Origin of the sequence: Allomesorhizobium aridi (assembly GCF_043769475.1) — a bacterium.
Taxonomy (GTDB): Bacteria; Pseudomonadota; Alphaproteobacteria; order Rhizobiales; family Rhizobiaceae; genus Allomesorhizobium.
This window is the reverse complement of the sequence record NZ_CP171729.1, coordinates 4,947,360-4,965,037: the sequence shown is the minus strand read 5'-3', so window position 1 is coordinate 4,965,037 and position 17,678 is coordinate 4,947,360. Positions and strand designations below refer to the sequence as shown.

The 17,678-nt window shown below is 63.6% G+C and carries 19 protein-coding genes and 1 pseudogene; 8 read left to right on the top strand and 12 right to left on the bottom strand.

The features are described 5' to 3' along the window. Nucleotides 1-311: 311 nt before the first annotated feature. Nucleotides 312-1,304 (bottom strand): adenosine kinase, encoded by a 993-nt coding sequence (locus tag ACG873_RS26495; protein WP_394888733.1) that lies wholly within the window; start codon nt 1,302-1,304, stop codon nt 312-314. Between the two features lie 155 nt (nt 1,305-1,459). Between ACG873_RS26495 and ACG873_RS26490 the strand changes: the two genes are divergently transcribed. Further along, nucleotides 1,460-2,203: a sulfate transporter family protein gene (locus ACG873_RS26490; RefSeq protein ID WP_394888732.1), complete on the top strand. Its 744-nt coding sequence runs from the start codon at nt 1,460-1,462 to the stop codon at nt 2,201-2,203. Nucleotides 2,204-2,207: 4 nt separating this feature from the next. Here ACG873_RS26490 and ACG873_RS26485 read toward each other — a convergent pair whose 3' ends face one another. From ACG873_RS26485 to ACG873_RS26470, 4 genes are all read right to left on the bottom strand, one after another. After that, nucleotides 2,208-3,203, bottom strand: a complete 996-nt coding sequence (locus ACG873_RS26485) for a proline racemase family protein (protein ID WP_394888731.1) — start codon at nt 3,201-3,203, stop codon at nt 2,208-2,210. A 184-nt stretch (nt 3,204-3,387) separates the two neighbouring features. Then, nucleotides 3,388-4,194, bottom strand: coding sequence for an isocitrate lyase/PEP mutase family protein (locus ACG873_RS26480; RefSeq protein ID WP_394888730.1), 807 nt, complete (start codon nt 4,192-4,194; stop codon nt 3,388-3,390). A 127-nt stretch (nt 4,195-4,321) separates the two neighbouring features. Beyond that, the gene (gene dut / locus ACG873_RS26475; protein WP_394888729.1) at nt 4,322-4,795 is read right to left on the bottom strand and encodes a dUTP diphosphatase; all 474 of its coding nucleotides are present in this window, start codon (nt 4,793-4,795) and stop codon (nt 4,322-4,324) included. A 54-nt stretch (nt 4,796-4,849) separates the two neighbouring features. Beyond that, a complete protein-coding gene (locus ACG873_RS26470) occupies nt 4,850-5,320 on the bottom strand; it encodes an Lrp/AsnC family transcriptional regulator (RefSeq protein ID WP_394888728.1) in 471 nt (156 codons plus the stop codon). 105 nt (nt 5,321-5,425) lie between these two features. Between ACG873_RS26470 and ACG873_RS26465 the strand changes: the two genes are divergently transcribed. The 3 genes from ACG873_RS26465 to ACG873_RS26455 all read left to right on the top strand — a co-directional run bounded on the left by ACG873_RS26465 (nt 5,426) and on the right by ACG873_RS26455 (nt 8,522). After that, complete coding sequence (locus ACG873_RS26465) at nt 5,426-5,680, top strand: DUF6356 family protein (protein WP_394888727.1); 255 nt, start codon at nt 5,426-5,428, stop codon at nt 5,678-5,680. A gap of 79 nt (nt 5,681-5,759) precedes the next feature. Beyond that, nucleotides 5,760-6,869, top strand: a complete 1,110-nt coding sequence (locus tag ACG873_RS26460) for a DNA alkylation repair protein (RefSeq protein WP_394888726.1) — start codon at nt 5,760-5,762, stop codon at nt 6,867-6,869. Between the two features lie 63 nt (nt 6,870-6,932). Further along, nucleotides 6,933-8,522 (top strand): peptide chain release factor 3, encoded by a 1,590-nt coding sequence (locus ACG873_RS26455; RefSeq protein ID WP_394888725.1) that lies wholly within the window; start codon nt 6,933-6,935, stop codon nt 8,520-8,522. Between the two features lie 4 nt (nt 8,523-8,526). Here ACG873_RS26455 and ACG873_RS26450 read toward each other — a convergent pair whose 3' ends face one another. The 6 genes and pseudogenes from ACG873_RS26450 to ACG873_RS26425 all read right to left on the bottom strand — a co-directional run bounded on the left by ACG873_RS26450 (nt 8,527) and on the right by ACG873_RS26425 (nt 12,431). Further along, nucleotides 8,527-9,144 (bottom strand): ATP-dependent Clp protease proteolytic subunit, encoded by a 618-nt coding sequence (locus tag ACG873_RS26450; RefSeq protein ID WP_394888724.1) that lies wholly within the window; start codon nt 9,142-9,144, stop codon nt 8,527-8,529. A gap of 37 nt (nt 9,145-9,181) precedes the next feature. After that, nucleotides 9,182-9,370 carry a hypothetical protein gene (locus ACG873_RS26445; protein WP_394893826.1) on the bottom strand — a complete coding sequence of 63 codons (189 nt, stop codon included), beginning with the start codon at nt 9,368-9,370 and terminating at the stop codon, nt 9,182-9,184. A 100-nt stretch (nt 9,371-9,470) separates the two neighbouring features. Next, nucleotides 9,471-9,566, bottom strand: a pseudogene (locus ACG873_RS26440) (SRPBCC domain-containing protein); the annotation flags it as partial. Beyond that, complete coding sequence (locus tag ACG873_RS26435; RefSeq protein ID WP_394888723.1) at nt 9,566-9,880, bottom strand: ArsR/SmtB family transcription factor; 315 nt, start codon at nt 9,878-9,880, stop codon at nt 9,566-9,568. The pseudogene ACG873_RS26440 and the gene ACG873_RS26435, both read right to left, overlap by 1 nt. Nucleotides 9,881-10,025: 145 nt before the next feature. Continuing rightward, nucleotides 10,026-11,198, bottom strand: a complete 1,173-nt coding sequence (locus ACG873_RS26430; RefSeq protein WP_394888722.1) for a Gfo/Idh/MocA family protein — start codon at nt 11,196-11,198, stop codon at nt 10,026-10,028. Between the two features lie 171 nt (nt 11,199-11,369). Beyond that, complete coding sequence (locus ACG873_RS26425; RefSeq protein WP_394888721.1) at nt 11,370-12,431, bottom strand: sugar phosphate isomerase/epimerase family protein; 1,062 nt, start codon at nt 12,429-12,431, stop codon at nt 11,370-11,372. A 385-nt stretch (nt 12,432-12,816) separates the two neighbouring features. Here ACG873_RS26425 and ACG873_RS26420 point away from each other — a divergent pair, with 385 nt between their 5' ends. The 4 genes from ACG873_RS26420 to ACG873_RS26405 are packed head-to-tail and all read left to right on the top strand — an operon-like array spanning nt 12,817 to nt 16,595. Beyond that, nucleotides 12,817-13,704, top strand: coding sequence for a sugar phosphate isomerase/epimerase family protein (locus ACG873_RS26420; protein WP_394888720.1), 888 nt, complete (start codon nt 12,817-12,819; stop codon nt 13,702-13,704). A gap of 23 nt (nt 13,705-13,727) precedes the next feature. Continuing rightward, complete coding sequence (locus ACG873_RS26415) at nt 13,728-14,903, top strand: mandelate racemase/muconate lactonizing enzyme family protein (RefSeq protein ID WP_394888719.1); 1,176 nt, start codon at nt 13,728-13,730, stop codon at nt 14,901-14,903. Continuing rightward, a complete protein-coding gene (locus ACG873_RS26410) occupies nt 14,900-15,616 on the top strand; it encodes a FadR/GntR family transcriptional regulator (RefSeq protein ID WP_394888718.1) in 717 nt (238 codons plus the stop codon). Before ACG873_RS26415 ends, ACG873_RS26410 begins: the two co-directional genes overlap by 4 nt. A gap of 4 nt (nt 15,617-15,620) precedes the next feature. Next, nucleotides 15,621-16,595, top strand: coding sequence for a hydroxyacid dehydrogenase (locus tag ACG873_RS26405; RefSeq protein ID WP_394888717.1), 975 nt, complete (start codon nt 15,621-15,623; stop codon nt 16,593-16,595). 31 nt (nt 16,596-16,626) lie between these two features. Here ACG873_RS26405 and mgrA read toward each other — a convergent pair whose 3' ends face one another. Next, nucleotides 16,627-17,673: an L-glyceraldehyde 3-phosphate reductase gene (mgrA, locus tag ACG873_RS26400; RefSeq protein WP_394888716.1), complete on the bottom strand. Its 1,047-nt coding sequence runs from the start codon at nt 17,671-17,673 to the stop codon at nt 16,627-16,629. Nucleotides 17,674-17,678: the final 5 nt, after the last annotated feature.

Here is a 17,678-nt window from a genome sequence, read left to right as displayed (position 1 = left end):
CGAAGAACTGCGCGTCTCTTCCTTCTCCCCTTGTGGGGTGAGCAGCCGGTTCGCGGAACGCGAATTCATCGTGCCGGTGGCACGATGAAAGGCCGGCGAACGCCGGGACGGTGCGAAGCACCGGGGACCCGGCCGGACAGGGTGGATTGGCGCGAAGCGCCAAGACGGATGAGGGGTGTTGGAAGAAATGAGGCCCTTACGATGTCGAAGCGCAGCCAATCACCTGCCTTGCACTTCGTCCAACACCCCTCATCCGACCTCGCTTCGCTCGGCCACCTTCTCCCACAAGGGGAGAAGGAGAAGCGTCGCCGCTACATCAGCCCGAGCTTCTCGGCCTCTTGGCGCAAATTCTGGCGCGGGCGCGGGCCGATCTGCTGGATGACGAGGCCGGCGGCCAGCGAGCCGAGGTCGCCGCACTCCTTCAGGCTGCGCCCGGTCGTGTAGCCGTGCAGGAAACCCGCTGCATAGAGGTCGCCGGCGCCGGTCGTGTCGACGAGTTCCTCGATGCCGATCGCGTCGATGAGAAAAGTCTCGTCGCCGCGCACGATCACCGAGCCCTCTTCCGAGCGGGTGACGGCGGCGATCTTGCAATCCTTGCGGATCGCGGCAAGTGCGGCCTCGAAGGACGCGGTCTGGTAAAGCGACCTGATCTCGTGGCTGTTGGCGAAGACGATGTCGACCGTGCCCGAGCGCATCAGGTCCAGGAACTCGCCGCGGTAGCGGTCGACGCAGAACGGATCCGACAGCGTCATCGACACTTCGCGGCCGGCGGCGTGAGCATGCGAAGCGGTCAGCCGGATCGCCTCCTTGGCGCGCGGCGGATCCCAGAGATAGCCCTCGAAATAGGTGACCTTGGCCCCCCGCGCCTTGTCGGCCTCGACATCCTCCGGCCCGAGCTCGACGCAGGCGCCGAGATAGGTGTTCATCGAGCGCTCGCCGTCGGGCGTGACAAAAATCATCGAGCGCGCCGTCGGCGGTTTGCCGTTAAGCGGCTGCGTATCGAAGGAGACGCCCTGCGCGCGGATGTCGTGGTAGTAGATGTCGCCCAGCGCGTCCTGCGAAACCTTGCCGAAGAAGGCGGCGCGGCCGCCGAAGCTCGCCACGCCGGCGGCGGTGTTGCCGGCGCTGCCGCCCGAGGCCTCGATCGCCGGGCCCATGCGGCTGTAGAGCAGGCCGGCGCGGTCCATGTCGATCAGGTTCATCGCACCCTTGATGATGCCGTTCTCGGCCAGGAACGCCTCGTCGCACTGGGCGATGATATCGACAATGGCGTTGCCGATGCAAAGCACGTCATATTGGCTCATCAAGGTCTCCGCGAATGGCCGGCGCTCCCGGCATCTGGCACGCTGGCCGCGGGCGGGTCTAGCCTCTCGCAGCCGTTTTGCAAAGCCGGAAGTGGCGGGATTCTTGCCGCGCGGTGTTCCGGCGCCTATCTCAGCACCGAAGCAGAGGGGAAAGCATGATCATCGAAGCCGCGCGCGCCGCTTTCAGCCGGCTGTTCAGCCCCGAGTTCCGGACGGTCTTCGTCAAGACGCTCGGGCTGACGCTGCTCGTGCTCGCCGCGCTGTGGTTTGGGCTGAAGGAACTGTTCGACTGGCTGGCCCTGCCGTGGATCGATGTGCTGCTGCCAGGCCTGCCCGACTGGGCCGGCTGGATCGGCCTGATCGCGGCGATCCTCGCCGGCATCGGCCTGGCGCTGGCAATGGCCCTGCTGGTGGCGCCGGTGACCGCGATCATCGCCGGGCTGTTCCTCGACGATGTCGCGGCCGTCGTCGAGCAGAGCGATTTTCCGGCAGACCCGCCCGGTCGCGCCATGCCAATCCTTCCGGCGGTCGTCCTGTCGCTGAAATTCTTCGGCGTGGTCGTCCTCGGCAACCTGCTGGCGCTGCTGCTGCTTCTGGTGCCGGGCGTCAACATCGGCGCCTTCTTCGTCGTCAACGGCTATCTGCTCGGCCGCGAGTTCTTCGAATTCGCCGCCATGCGCTTCCGGCCCGAGGCCGAGGCCAAGGCGCTGCGTCGCCGCCACGCCGGGACGGTGTTCCTGGCCGGGCTGGTCATCGCGGCCTTCCTCGCAGTGCCGCTGCTCAACCTCCTGACGCCGCTCTTCGCCGCCGCCATGATGGTGCATCTCCACAAGATGGTGTCGGCGAGCGACCCGGAGTTCTCGAAACCCGCCTCCGCTGCGCAGCGGCGCGCCGCATGACGATTCAGCGCACGAGAAAGCCGCGCCCGAGCGGGTCGTCCTCCTCAACGATGAATTCCGCTCGGCCGCAATAGTAGGCCCGCCCGCCCACCCGCGCGACAATCGCCTCGTGCGGCCCGGCCTTGGTCGTGCGGGCGACGGAGCCGGTGAATTGCGAGCCGACAATGCTCTCGAAAATCCGCGTCTCGCCAATGGCGATCTGGCCCTTCGCATGCATTGCAGCGAGCCGCGCCGTCACGCCGGAACCGGTCGGCGAGCGGTCGACCTCCGCTTCAGCGAACACGCAAACGTTCTTCGTCGCGCGGCCGCCGGAGCCGTCGCCGCTCAGGATCGTGCCGTAGAGAAAGGCGAGGTCGGAATGGTCGGGGTGCGACAGCGGGAACTCGGCCTTCAGCTTATCGGTCAGAGCCGTGGCGGCATCGACAAAATCGCGCACACGGTTTTGGCCGAATTCAAGGCCAAACTGTCGGCAGTCGGCGAGTGCATAGAAGGCCCCGCCATAGGCGATGTCGAATACGATCTCGCCAAAACCCGGAAGCCGAACCGTCTGGTCGCGCGCGAACAGGAACGCCGGCACGCTTTCGAAAGACACCGATCCGGCCTTGCCGTTCGTCACCTCGACCGAGGCAACCACCATGCCGCAGGGACATTCGATGTTGACGGTGGTTACGGGCTCCCGCGCGGCGACAATGCCATGGTCGACCGCATAGCGGCCGAGCGCGATGATGGCATGGCCGCACATTGTGGAATAGCCTTCATTGTGCATGAACAGCACCGCAAGGTCGGCGCCCGGCAGGTTCGGCTCGACCAGCAGCGCGCCATACATGTCGTAATGGCCGCGCGGCTCGAAGATCAGGATTCTTCGCAGGTGATCGAGATTGTCGCGCACCCAGGCGCGTTTTTCGAGGATCGTGCCGGCCGGGATCGGCGGGTAGCCACCGATGACGATCCTCAGCGGCTCGCCTCCGGTGTGCATGTCGACGACGGTCAGTTTGTCCATGCCGCATGCATCAAGCGAAGGCGCGAATTGTCAAGCGAAAGCGGCGCGGCAGCCTTTGCGGGCGCCTGCGCCGCCTCGTCCAGCCGCGAGAATGATCCGCAACTCGGCGGCTGAACCTGATGTCGCCGCCCTCGCCCTGGCGTCATGGAAAACGCCGACGAAGCGATTTCGTTCACGAGTCCGGTCAGTTTTTATCGCGCTTCGAAAACAGCGCCTGAAGGTCGCCGAACCCGACGCCCTGCTTCGAAAATTCGAAGCCTCCCTTGTCCAGCATTTCCCGCGCCGCCGCCTGCAGCGCGCCGAAGGCCGCCGTCGTGAGCTTCGAGCCGAGAGATATGCGCCGCGCGCCGGCTTCGGCCAGTGCTTTCACCGTGAAATTCGGGGTAGCCAGCACGTTCACGGGCTTGCCCACCGCCGAGCAGATGGTGCGGACGGTGTCGATATCGTCGATGCCGGGTGCGTAGAGCACGTCCGCGCCGGCCTGTTCGAAGGCCTGGAGACGCCGGATCGTGTCGTCGAGATCCGGGCGGTTTCGGAGGAGATTCTCGGCTCGTGCGGTGAATACGAAATCCCGTTTCAGCGCCCGGACCGCTTCGACGGCCGCCGCGACCCGTTCCACTGCATGTGAAAACTCATAGATGGGCTTGCCGGGATCGCCGGAGTAATCTTCGATCGAGCATCCGGCCAACCCTGCCGCTTCAGCCGCGAAGATCGTTTCGGCGGCGCTTTCAGGGCTGTCGCCCTTGCCGTTTTCCAGATCGGCCGAAACAGGCAGATCGGTTGCGGCCGCCAGTTCCCGGCAATGGTCGATCATCACCTCGAAACCGACACCGCCGTCCGGCAGGCCGCGCGAAAAGGCGTAGCCGGCGCTGGTGGTGGCCAAAGCCTTGAAGCCGAGCGACGCCAGGTATTTCGCGGTGCCGATATCCCAGGGATTGGGAATGACGAACGCGCTGTCATGCAGCTTTCTGAATATCGCGCCTTTGTCCATTGTCGTATCTCCGATCAGCCGAGTCAGCGCCGACCGTAATCCCGCAGCCGCCGTGGATCAAAGTCGGAATTGGCGGGAGCCGTTCACTCCTGACATCCGCCCGACAGGCTTCAGCGATGGGCCGCCGTCAGGCCGACCCCGTCGAGCCGAAGCCGCCGCTGCCGCGCTCCGTCGTGCCGGCCAGGCCGCGTTCCTCTGTCTCGACCCGGGTCACCGGAGCGAAGACGACCTGGGCGATGCGCATGCCGCGGGTGACGGCGAAAGCCTCGTCACCGAGATTGATGAGCAGCACCATGACCTCGCCGCGATAGTCGCTGTCGATCGTGCCCGGCGTGTTGAGACAGGTGATGCCGTGCTTGAGAGCGAGGCCGGAGCGCGGACGAATCTGGCCTTCGAAACCATCGGGAATCTCGAATATGAGCCCCGTCGGCGCCAAGGCGCGCCTGCCGGGCAGGATGAGCAGCGGACGGTCCTCCGGAACGGCGGCCCGCAAATCCATGCCTGCCGCACCGGCGCTTTCATAGGCAGGCAGTTGCAACTCGCCGCCATGCGGCAGGCGGACGATTCCGATGGTGGGGCGGCTTTCTCGGGGTTTGCTCATGGTGCGGTTCTATCGTGCCGGGATGCTGCCGCGTCAACTGCCAAGACAAAGCGATCAGCGGATTTCCACCGGCACCACCGTCGTCTCCTTGATCTCCTCCATGACGAAGGAAGCCGAAACGTCCGACAGCGGTGCCTTGGCGATCAGGCGCTGGTATAGCCGGTCATAGGCCTTCACGTCGGCGACGCGGGCGCGCAGAACGTAATCGAGATCGCCCGACATGCGGTAGACGCCGGTGATCTCGGGAAAGGAGGTCACAGCGGCGCGGAATTTGGCCAGCCATTCGGGGTCGTGATTGCTCGTGCGGATGATGATGAAAACCGAAAGCCCCAATCCGAGCTTGTCCGCGTCGACCAGTGCAACACGGCCGGTGATGACGCGATTTTCCTCGAGATTCTTGACCCTGCGCCAGCAGGCGTTGCGGGACAGGCTGACCCTTTCCGATAGCTGGTCGACGGACAGTGTGCCGTCGCGCTGCAGCTCGGCGAGGATTCTTCGGTCTATTTCGTCCAATTCAGCAGCCATGATGGGATGCATGTCCCAGTTTTCTGTATTTCTCAAGGACAAATTGGGACAACTGAATCATAATTCGCTGCGAGACTGCATATCGACCGAATCAGGAGGGACATCATGGCCACGCGTTTCGCAAAGCTCTTCACCGATCATCCCGAGACAGTCGGAGAGACCTATTTCGGCCATATGGCCTTTGCCGCCTGGTTCGCGTCGCGCCTGTTCATGGCGGGCGGGGCAGCGCTCGTTCATGCATTCTTGCCGTTCCTGTTCGAAACTACGGCAAGTCGAATCATCCGCGAGCTTTACGAGCGGACGTACAACCGCAAACCCGGCCAGACCGGCTCAGCGGAAAAGGTGGCGGCGCAAGCCTGAAAATTTCCTGTTTGCCCAATTCTCCTGACAGGCTTTGTCAGCAGGAGCGTGTAGCTTCCGCCTGACGAAGAATGGGACGATGATGGCAGATTCGACAGAGGCCGCTCCGGCGCTGAAGGAAGTTTTCAACCGCGAGCGGCTCCGCCACATCGCGAAGGAAACCTCGGCGGTCTGGCCGCGCTTCGACGGCAAGCGCTTCCTGAAGCTGGCCACGGCCGGGCTCGACGATCTGGGTATCATGCAGCGGATGCGCCAGACGGCTGTCAGCCTGCACGAGACGCTGCCGCATGATTTTCCGGAAGCGCTGCCGATCCTGAAAGAACTCGCGCCGCGCGTCGGCCACAGTTTTGCAGCGATCACCCTCTCTGAGTTCGTTGCGCTCTACGGACAGAAACATTTCGATCTGTCGCTTGAGGCGTTGAAATTGTTCACGTGCTTCGGCTCGTCGGAATTCGCGATCCGGCATTTTCTCGTCGCCGATTTCGACCGCACGATCGCGGCAATGCGCGATTGGGCAGAGGACGAGAACGAGCATGTCCGCCGGCTCGCCAGCGAAGGTTCGCGGCCTCGCCTTCCCTGGTCGTTCCAGCTGAAGAATCTTGTCGCTGACCCTTCTCCCACCGGCCCCATCCTCGAACGGCTGAAAACCGATGCGAGCCTCTATGTGCGCAAGTCCGTTGCCAACCACCTGAACGATGTCGGCAAGGACCATCCGGATCTCCTGGTCGAGCGCGTGTCCGGCTGGGATCTCGGAGACAAGGACACCGCCTGGATCGTGCGCCATGCGCTAAGGACCCTGATCAAGAAGGGCGATAGCCGAGCGCTTGCGTTGATTGGTTCGACGGGTAAGGCCCAGATCAGGGTCGAGGCCTTTGCCGTTGAGCCGGCAAGTATAAAAATCGGCGAGCGGATCACGACCCGAGCGAAGCTGACTTCGACCTCTGAAACGGCGCAGCGGCTCGTCATAGACTATGCGATCCACTATCCCAAGAAGAACGGCATCTCGCGAAAGGTTTTCAAGCTGAAGGAGACGGAGCTTCTGCCGAACGGCGAGTGCGAGCTCGCGATCAGCCAGACTGTCAAGGATTTAACTACGCGCAAGCACAATGCCGGCTTCCACCGCGTCGAGCTGATGGTCAATGGCGAGGCGGTGGCGGAAAGCGGCTTCGACCTCGTCATTCCCGCCTGACGGCGTAGTCGACAGCGGCGGACGGCGCGGCTATAAGGCCGCGAAAGACAGGATTCCACACAATTGGCTGAAGATATCAACCAGGCGGTCGCGCGCCGCCGCACATTCGCGATTATCGCGCACCCGGACGCCGGCAAGACGACGCTGACCGAAAAGCTGCTGCTGTTCGGCGGCGCTATCCAGCTCGCCGGCGAGGTGAAAGCCAAGAAGGACCGCATCCAGACGCGTTCCGACTGGATGAAGATCGAGCGCGAGCGCGGCATCTCCGTGGTCACTTCGGTGATGACCTTCGAGTATGAAGACACCGTCTTCAACCTGCTCGATACGCCTGGCCACGAGGACTTCGCCGATGACACCTATCGCACGCTTTCGGCGGTCGACAGCGCCGTCATGGTCATCGACGCCGCCAAGGGCATCGAGCCGCGCACACTGAAGCTGTTCGAGGTCTGCCGGCTGCGCGACATCCCGATCGTCACTTTCGTCAACAAGATGGACCGGGAAAGCCGGGATACGTTCGAAATCCTCGACGAGATCGAACAGAAGCTGGCGCTTGACACCGCCCCAATCACCTGGCCGATCGGCCAAGGCAAGACGTTTTCGGGCACCTACCATCTGGCGCAGAACGCAGTGCGCCGCGGCGATGCCGAGAAAGAGCGCACTCCCGTCCACGGCCCGGATTCCAATCGCGCCGCAGGCCTGCTGCCCGACAACGAACGAGAAGCCTTCATCGAGGAGCTCGAGCTTGCCCGCGATGCCTGCCGGCCGTTCGACAACGACGCTTTCCGCGAAGGCCATCTGACGCCTGTCTATTTCGGCTCGGCCCTGCGCAATTTCGGCGTGCGCGACCTGATCGAGGCTTTGGCGGATTACGGTCCGGCGCCGCGCGCGCAGGAGGCCGACACCCGCAAGGTCGAGGCGACCGAAAAGGACATGTCGGCCTTCGTTTTCAAGATCCAGGCCAATATGGATCCCAACCATCGCGACCGCATCGCTTTCGTGCGTGTCTGTTCGGGCAAGCTTGAGCGCGGCATGAAGGCGAAGCTGGTGCGCACCGGCAAACCGATGAGCCTTTCGGCGCCGCAATTCTTCTTCGCCCGCACACGCGTCACCGCCGACGAGGCCTATGCCGGCGACGTGGTCGGCATTCCCAACCACGGAACGCTGCGCATCGGCGACACCTTGACTGAGGGCGAGGATATCCTTTTCCGCGGCGTGCCGAACTTTGCGCCGGAAATACTGCGCCGCGTGCGCCTCGGCGACGCCATGAAGGCCAAGAAGCTGAAGGAGGCGTTGCACCAGATGGCCGAGGAGGGCGTGGTCCAGCTGTTTTCGCCGGAAGACGGCTCGCCGGCGATCGTCGGCGTGGTCGGCGCGCTTCAACTCGACGTGCTCAAGGAGCGGCTCAACATCGAGTACACGCTGCCGGTCGATTTCGAGATGTCGCGCTTTTCGATCTGCCGCTGGATCGATGCCGACAGCGCGACAGAACTCACCCGCTTCATCGAAGCGCACCGCGGCGACATCGCTCGCGACCTCGACAACGACCCTGTCTTTCTGGCCCAGCACGCGTTTTCGCTGAACTATGAAGCGGAGCGTTGGAAGGCGATCCGCTTCACTGCGGTGAAGGACTATCAGGTGCGCGAGGCGGCGTAAGGGCTCAGAAGGCCGGCAAAACAGGCACGTCGCGGCTGGTGTGGATCTGGTCGACGATGCCCCACTCCTTCGCTTCCTCGGCGGTCATGAAGTGGTCGCGGTCGAGCTTACGTTCGACCTCGTCATAGCTCCTGCCGCAATGCTTGGCATAAAGCTCGTTCAGCCGGCGCTTGGTTTTGACAACATCTTCGGCGTGGCGCTCGATGTCCGAGGCCTGGCCCTGGAAACCGCCTGAAGGCTGGTGAACCAGTATGCTCGAATTGGGCAGAGCCGAGCGCAGGCCGGCCTCTCCGGCCATCAGCAGGAACGCGCCCATCGACCGCGCGGTGCCCATGCACAACGTTGCGACCGGGCTTGAGATGAACTGCATGGTGTCATAGATCGCCATCCCGCTGGTGACGACGCCACCCGGCGAGTTGATGTACATCGAAATCTGCTTCTTCGGGTTCTCCGATTCCAGGAACAGAAGCTGCGCGCAGATCAGCGAGGCCATACCGTCCTCCACCGTACCGGTCACGAAGACGATGCGCTCGCGCAGGAGCCGCGAGAAGATGTCGAAGGAGCGTTCGCCGCGGTTCGACTGCTCGACGACCATGGGGACGAGATTCATCATGTCGCGCATGCGCGAATTCCTTTCGAGATAGCGATTTGATTGTCGGTTAGGCGGCGGCGCGCATTAGCACATTGCCGTTGGCGGCCGGAGCGCGAATACGCGGACGGGCGTCGGCAGCGACGTGGACCAGCCTAAGCCAGGTGCCGCCATTTGCCGTCGGGCGCAGTTCGAAGGTGACGATGCTGTCCTCCAGCCCGGCTTCGGCGTTTTCCTCGCGCAGGCCATAGCGGAGCATTTCGTGCGGCCTGGATCTCGATCGTCTCGATCTCGGAAAAGCGGACTGCATCTGGCTCGTTATCCTCAGCCGAACCACTGGTAGGCAGCCATTCAGCGAGAAGTTCGGGCACGGTCAGCGCCCGCCAGACCTTTTCGGGAGACGCTTCTAGTTCGCATTCGAACGTCACGGCTTCCTCGAGCTTGCGCGCAGGCATCATTGGTCCATCTCCTTGAGCAGCGTCTTCAGCCTGTCGATGCGCTCCGGCCAGAACGCGCGGTGCCGTCCGAGCCAGTCATGCAGGGGCGAGAGGCCCGCGGCGCGGACCCGGTAGCGGACCGTGCGGCCGCTGCGCTCTTCACTGATCAGTCCGGCCTGGCGCAGAACGGCAAGATGCTGCGACACGGCAGGCTGCGACATGTCGAGCCCGTCGCGGATCTCCGTGGCGTTGAGTTCGCCGCCGGCGAGCCGCTCGAGCATCTCTCGGCGGGTCGGATCGGCCAAAGCCCGGAAGATATCTGTCTCGCTCATGCCGACAGATAAGCATTTACTTATCGGTTAGGCAAGCCGGTTTTTTTGCAGGGCGATTGCAGCTGAAAGTTAAACCATAGGCAAAAAACAAACCGGAGCGGGATCGCTCCCGCCCCGGTCCGCCCGCCCACCCCCTGTGGATCTGTTAGAGCTTTGTCCAGGCAGCGTTCTTCTTCGAGGACCTGACGCAAGCCTCGACGAAAGCGACCCCTTCGACGCCGTCCTGAACCGTCGGGAAAATCACGTCGCGGGGCGGCTTGCCGTTCTTCTTGCGCGCGGCGCGAATTGCCCTGGCTGCTTCCGCATAAATGTTGGCAAAACCTTCGAGGTAGCCTTCCGGGTGGCCGGACGGGATGCGGCTGACCCTCGCTGCCGCCGGGCTCGCCCCGGCGCCGGCGCGGGTGATCAGCTGCTTGGGCTGGCCGAACGGCGTGTACCAGAGATAGTTGGGATCGGCCTGCACCCATTCGATGCCGCCCTTGGTTCCATAGACGCGCAGCTTCAGCCCGTTCTCGTGGCCCGGCGCGACCTGGCTCGCCCAGATCATGCCCTTGGCTCCGGATGCAAAGCGCAGCATGACATGGGCGTTGTCGTCGAGCTTGCGGCCAGGCACGAATGCGTCGAGATCGGCCGACAGGCTGTCGAGTTCGAGCCCGGTGACGAAGCGGGCCAGATTGTAGGCGTGCGTGCCGATGTCACCGGTCGCGCCGCCGGCGCCCGACTGCTTGGGGTCCGACCGCCATGCCGCCTGCTTCTGGCCGGTCGCGGCAAGATCCTCGGTCAGCCAGTCCTGCGGATATTCCGCCTGGACGACGCGTATGTCGCCGAGCAGGCCTTTCTGGACCATCTCGCGCGCCTGCCGCACCATCGGATAGGCGGTGTAATTGTGGGTCAGCACGAACACCTTGCCGGTCTTTTCCACCAGCGCCGCGAGCTTCTTCGCATCGGCCAGCGTCGAGGTTAGCGGCTTGTCGCAGATCACATGGATGCCGGCTTCCAGGAACGCCTTCGCAGCCGGATAGTGGACATGGTTCGGCGTGACGATGGCGACGGCCTCGATGCCGTCAGGCCGTTTTGCCTCGGCCTTTGCCATCTCCTGGAACGAGGCATAGTTGCGCGCCGGATCGAGGCCGATCTCGGCGCCGGAGGCTCTTGCACGTTCCGGGTCGGAAGACAGCGCGCCGGCCACGAGCTGGAACTCGCCATCCATCCTGGCCGCTATCCGATGCACCGCACCGATGAAGGCGCCTTGCCCGCCCCCGACCATGCCGTAGCGGATTGGTCCGGATGCGGTTTCAGTCTTGGATGCGCCGACCATGGTGTTCCCTCTCAGTAAGGCTGTTCGCTGCTTCTTATCCCCGACCTATCTCGGCCGAAAGCTGCAGCCTGCTGCAATCGATTTCCCTCGAAAGAATCCCCCAACCGGAAGGGCCGGATGAGGAGGCGCCCCCCGGCAAACCTCCTCATCCGCCGCCCGGCGCCCCCTCGCCTAGCCTTCGATACCCATCACTTTTCTCAGCGCCGCCCGGTCGGGCTTCGCGCCGGCGAAATCGTCGAACGCTCTTTCCGTTACCCGGATGATGTGATGCTGGATGAAAGGCGCTCCCTCAGCCGCGCCGTCCTCGGGATGCTTCAGACAGCATTCCCATTCGAGCACCGCCCAGCTGTCGTAATTGTACTGCGCGAGTTTTGAAAAAATGCCGCCGAAATCCACCTGTCCGTCGCCGAGCGAGCGGAAACGGCCGGCGCGGTTGACCCAGCCCTGATAGCCCGAATAGACACCCTGCCGTCCGTCGGGATTGAACTCGGCATCCTTGACGTGGAAGGCTTTTATGCGCTCGTGGTAGATGTCGATGAAAGCGAGATAATCGAGCTGCTGCAGCAGGAAATGCGAAGGATCGTAGTTGATATTGCAGCGCTTGTGGCCGCCGACCGCATCGAGAAACATCTCGAACGTCGCGCCGTCGAACACGTCCTCCCCGGGATGGATCTCGTAGCCGATGTCGACGCCGGCATCTTCATAGGCATCGAGGATCGGTTTCCAACGTTTGCCGAGTTCGGCGAAAGCCTCCTCGATCAGGCCGGCCGGACGCTGCGGCCAGGGATAGAGATAGGGAAACGCCAGCGCGCCGGTGAACGACACCGACGCCTTTAGGCCAAGATTTTTCGAGGCCTTCGCTCCGAACAGCATCTGCTCGACGGCCCATTGCTGGCGGGCCTTCGGATTGCCATGCACCTCGGCAGGGGCGAAACCGTCGAACTGGCTGTCATAGGCCGGGTGAACGGCAACGAGTTGGCCCTGGAGATGCGTCGACAGTTCGGTGATCTCGACGCCGGCCTCGGCGCATACGCCCTTCACCTCGTCGCAATAATCCTTCGAACCGGCCGCCTTCTTCAGGTCGAAAAGCCGCCCGTCCCAAGTCGGGATCTGGACGCCTTTGTAGCCCAGCCCTGCGGCCCATTTGGTTATGCTCTTCAGAGAATTGAAGGGGGCCGCGTCACCCGCGAACTGCGCCAGAAAAATCCCCGGACCCTTCATCGTCGCCGCCATGTCTCGCTCCCTTCCAAATCAAGCCAGCGAATTTCCTTGACGGCCGCAACAGGCCGGACCATTCGCAACAATGAGATTAAATGCCGTTCTCGATTACCTCTCTGGTAATACCAAATCCAGCGTGCCGGTCAAGCCGGCTGCTGTTCCAAAATTACGCCACAGCGATAAGCGCCGCTGGACTCTTTGCCTTTGTTATCAGGCACTTGATGATAGGCTAGCAGCCGGCTTTGGCTCTCCTTGCGGCAGCATTAGAAATACGTTAGATATCGCCGCATACCCAATTGGTAGAACCAGTTCGTCTGACCGGCTGGCGCGCCGTTCGGGGAGGAAATCATGCTTTCACCGCAAGGTGAAGCGATGGCAGCCGAATTCTGGGAGAATTACCATGCATCTTTCGACGCACAACTGGATGCGAGCCGAACCGCTGGAAGTGACACTCAAGCGGATCAAGAAGTTCGGTTACGAGTCGATCGAGATTTCCGGCGAGCCCGAACAGTACAAGCCGGCCGAGACGCGCAAACTTTTGAAGGAACACGGCATACGCTGCTGGGGCGCAGTCACGCTGATGCTCGGTGAGCGCAACCTTGCCGCCAGGGATCAGGGCCAGCGCGAGCGTTCGGTGCAGTATGTCAAGGACGTGCTGACCATGGTGAGCGAACTGGGCGGCGAGATCATCACGCTCGTGCCCGCCACCGTCGGCAAGGTGGTGCCCGACGGCACCGAGGAAGAAGAGTGGAAGTGGGTGGTGGACGCCACCCGCGAGTGTTTTGGCCATGCCAGAAAGGTCGGCGTGCGCGTCGCGGTCGAGCCGCTCAACCGCTTCGAAACCTACCTCTTCAACCGTGGCGAACAGGCGCTGGCGCTGGCCGACGCGGTCAGCCCTGAATGCGGCGTCTGCCTCGACGCCTACCACCTCCACATGGAGGAGTTCGACGTCGAGGAGGCCATCCGCAAGGCGGGCAAGCGGCTGTACGATTTCCACATCGCCGACAACAACCGTTTTGCCGCCGGGCTCGGCACGATCGACTGGAAGAAGATCGTCGGCGTATTGAAGGACGTCGGCTACGACGGCGCCCTCACCAACGAATTCGTCGCTCCGGTCGATCGTACACCGGCCAACCGCTACCCGGACATGGTCGAGCGGAATCCCGTTGACATCTCGCCCGAGCAGCTGAAGTTCATCCAGGACCACGGCTCCAGCGTGCTGACGGAAGAGTTCTACACCGACCAGATGCGCATCACGGCGGAAACGATCCTGCCGTTGATCAGGTAAGGCCGAAGGGTCCGGCATCCGGGATGCGCATCAAGCAGGTCCAAGCCTGGTGGGTCAGGGTACCCATCGAAGCCAGCCGCCAGCACCGGAGCGATTTCGGGCAGGTGCGGACGTTCGACGCCGCCATCCTGCGCATCGAAACCGATGACGGGCTGGTCGGGTGGGGCGAGGGCAAGAATGCCGCGGGCAGCGCCGGGTCGTACGGCGCGCTCGTCCATATGCTCAACCACGAGGTTGGTCCCCAGCTTATCGGGCGGCACGCCGGCGACATCGGCGTCATCTGGGAGATGCTCTACAACGGCACGCGCCACGAGACTGCGGCGGCGTCGGGTCATGCCATGCCGCAACTCGCGCGGCGCGGTCTCTCGATCGCTGCGATCAGCGCCGTCGACATCGCGCTCTGGGACATTCTCGGCAAGTCGCTCGGCCAGCCGGTGTGGCGATTGCTTGGCGGGCGCAAGCTGGATCGCATGCCGGTTTACGCTTCCGGCGGCTGGGCTCCCGCCGAAACGATTGGCAACCAGCTTCAGTCCTATATCGACGAGGCCGGCTTCAAGGCCGTCAAGATGCGTGTCGGCGCGATGGACGGCGCGCCGCAAGTGTCGGCCGCACGGGTGCGCGCCGCCCGAGCCGCGCTCGGACCGGAGATCGAGCTTATGGTCGACGCCCACGGCACCTACACGGTCGCCGAGGCAAAGCGCTTCATCCAACTGGTGTCGGACTGCGATCTGGCCTGGTTCGAGGAGCCGGTGATCGCCGACGACAAGGCCGGCATGGCGGAGGTACGCGCCGCCTCCAGCGTTCCAGTCGCCACCGGGGAAAGCGAGGCAACGCGCTACGCATTCCGCGACCTGGCTGTCATGAAGGCGGCCGACGTCTTCCAGCCCGACCCGGCCTTCTGCGGGGGCATAAGCGAGGCGATGAAGATCGGGACGATCGCCAGCGCCTTCAATCTGCGCCTGGCGCCGCATCTCTGGGCCGGCGCGCCGTGCTTCTTCGCCGGACTGCATGTCTGCGCCGCGTCGCCCGCCAGCTTCACCATCGAATATTCGCTCGGCGCCAATCCGATGATTCACGACCTGATCGAGGAGACGGTTCGTCCGCAGGACGGCATGATCGCCATTCCGGATTCGCCGGGGTTGGGATTCACCATTCGCGAAGGGTTCCTGCAGGCTCATGCACAGGATGCCCGGTTATGAAAGACAAGAACCTGCTCGCCGAACTGGCCGCCTACCTGTTCTCCTGCTCGAGGGCCGAGACCGGACGCACCCCTTCGGAGCGGGAACTCGCAGACCATTTTTCGGTGAGCCGCGGCCAGATCTGCGAAGCGCTGGCGATATTGGAGGCCATGCGTATCGTCGAAAGGCGCGCCAAATCCGGCATCTACCTGACGACGCGCCAGGCAAGCGTCGAGGCCATGGCGCTGTTTGCCAAGGCGGGCCTGCCGCTCGATCCGATCCAGATCTACGAGACGGTGGAGCTGCGCAAGATCCACGAGATCAAGGCGGCGGAGCTCGCCTGCAGCAGGGCGACCGAGGAGAACTATGAGCGTCTGCGCGAAATCCTGCGCGCCTCCGAGGAGCGGCTCGCCGCAGGCGAGGGTCTTGCCAAGGAGGACCGCGACTTTCACCTTGAGATCGTGCGCGCGACCAAGAACAGCGTCTTCCACAAAGTCTGCAGCGTCTACTACGTCATGGGCGAGCAGAGATTGCCGATCTATTTCAATGATCCGGCGCGTGGGCACAGATCGCATGCCGAGCACTTGCAGATTTTCGACGCGCTGCTCAGGCGCGACGGAAACCTGGCGCAGGCGCTGATGAGCGCCCACCTGCAGGGCGCGGAGAGCTACTGGAAGGGCCTGATCAGCGGTATGGGAGCCGAACAGCCCGACCCGACGAAGGAACCGGCATAAGCCTGTGGCCGTGATTTTCTCAACGCACGAGTTGCATCCGCGGGCGACCGCCTTGCTGGCGAATGCCGGCGAGTTCGTCGTCGCTTCGGCGTTGGACGCCGCGACGCTTGTACGGGAAGCGGCGGACGCCGAGATCGTCGTCGTGCGCGCGCCGCTGCCGCCCGAATTGTTCGAACATACGCCGAGGCTGCGCGCGGCGATCCGGCACGGCGCGGGGTTCGACATGATCCCCATCGAGGCCGCTACCAAAGCGGGCGTGCTGGTCGCCAATGTGCCGGGCGTCAATGCGCGTTCCGTCGCCGAGCACGTTTTTCTGGTGACGCTGGCCCTGCTTCGGCGGTTTCGCGCCATGGACCGCGACCTGCGGGCAAAAGGCTGGTCCGCCGGGCGGGACCACGCCAATTCGGGGCATGAACTTGCCGGCCGTACCATGGGCATCATAGGCATGGGCAATGTCGGCAAGGAAGTCGCGCGGATCGCACGCTTCGGCTTTGGCCTGGAGGTGATCGGCAACACCCGCGACCGGAGAAACCTGCCCGAAAACGTGGCTTTCGCCCCCGTCGACGATCTGGTCCGGCAAAGCGACATCATCGTGCTTTGCTGCCCGCTGACTCTCGAAACGACCGGATTGATCAGCGAGGATCGCATCGCGCAGATGAAGCCGGACGCATTGCTCGTCAATGTTGCGCGCGGCCCTGTCATCGACGACACCGCGCTTCTCAGGGCGCTTGCCGGCAGACAAATCGGCGGCGCGGCGCTGGACGTGTTCGCCCAACAGCCACTGCCGCCCGACCACCCGTATTTTTCCTTCGACAATGTGATCGTGACGCCGCATCAGGCCGGCCTCACCGAGGAAAGCATGATGCACATGGGCGTCGGCGCGGCCGACGAAGCGATCCGGGTGCTCGGCGGGCTTTTGCCCGTCAATCTGCGCAATCCCGAGGCGGTCGAGCATTACAGGCGGCGCTTTCCCGCCTGACGCACGGCGGCAGGCTGCAAGGCAGCCCGCGCTATTTCCGGGGCGGTCCTTCCCGCTCGGCTGATTTTGCCCAGAGATTTATGTTGGCGTCGCGCGCGTGCTGATCGATCTCGACGAGTTCGGCATCGCTGAAATCCGGAGCCTTGAGCGCGCCGACGCAATCGTCGATCTGCTCGGGGCGGCTGGCGCCGATCAGCGCGGAGGTGACGCGGCCCCTGCGCAGCACCCAGGCCAGTGCCATCTGGGCCAGCGTCTGGCCACGCCGGCTGGCGATGGCGTCGAGCGCGCGGACATTGGCGAGCGTCTGGTCGTTGAGGAAGGCCTGCCTGAGCGATTTGCCCTGCGCAGCGCGGCTTTCCTGCGGAACGCCGTCGAGATATTTGGACGTCAGCATGCCCTGCGCCAGCGGCGAGAACACGATCGACCCGACGCCGAGCCCGTCCAGCGTGTCGAGCAGCCCGTCATCCTCGACCCAGCGATTGAGCATGGAATAGCTGGGCTGGTGGATCAGCAGGGGGGTGCCGAGATCGCGCAATATCGCGGCCGCTTCGCGCGTGCGCTGCGAATTGTAGGATGAGATGCCGGCATAGAGCGCCCTGCCGGACCGGACCGCCCGGTCCAGCGCCATCATGGTTTCTTCCAGCGGCGTCTCGGGATCGAAACGGTGCGAATAAAAGATATCGACATAGTCGAGGCCCATTCGCTTCAGGCTCTGATCGAGACTCGCGAGCAAATATTTGCGGCTGCCCCATTCCCCGTAGGGACCCGGCCACATGTCGTAGCCGGCCTTGGTGGAGATGATCATCTCGTCTCGATAGCCGGCAAAATCAGTGCGCAGTATTTCACCGAAGGCGGTCTCGGCCGAGCCCGGAGGCGGGCCGTAATTGTTGGCGAGGTCGAAATGGGTGATGCCGAGGTCGAAGGCCTTGCGGCAGATCGCCTGCTTCGTCCGGTGCGGCGTGTCGCCGCCGAAATTGTGCCATAGGCCGAGCGAGATCGCCGGCAGCTTCAGTCCCGACCGGCCACAGCGATTGTAGCGCATGGTCTCATAGCGGTTTTCGGCGGGATGCCATGTCATGGTTG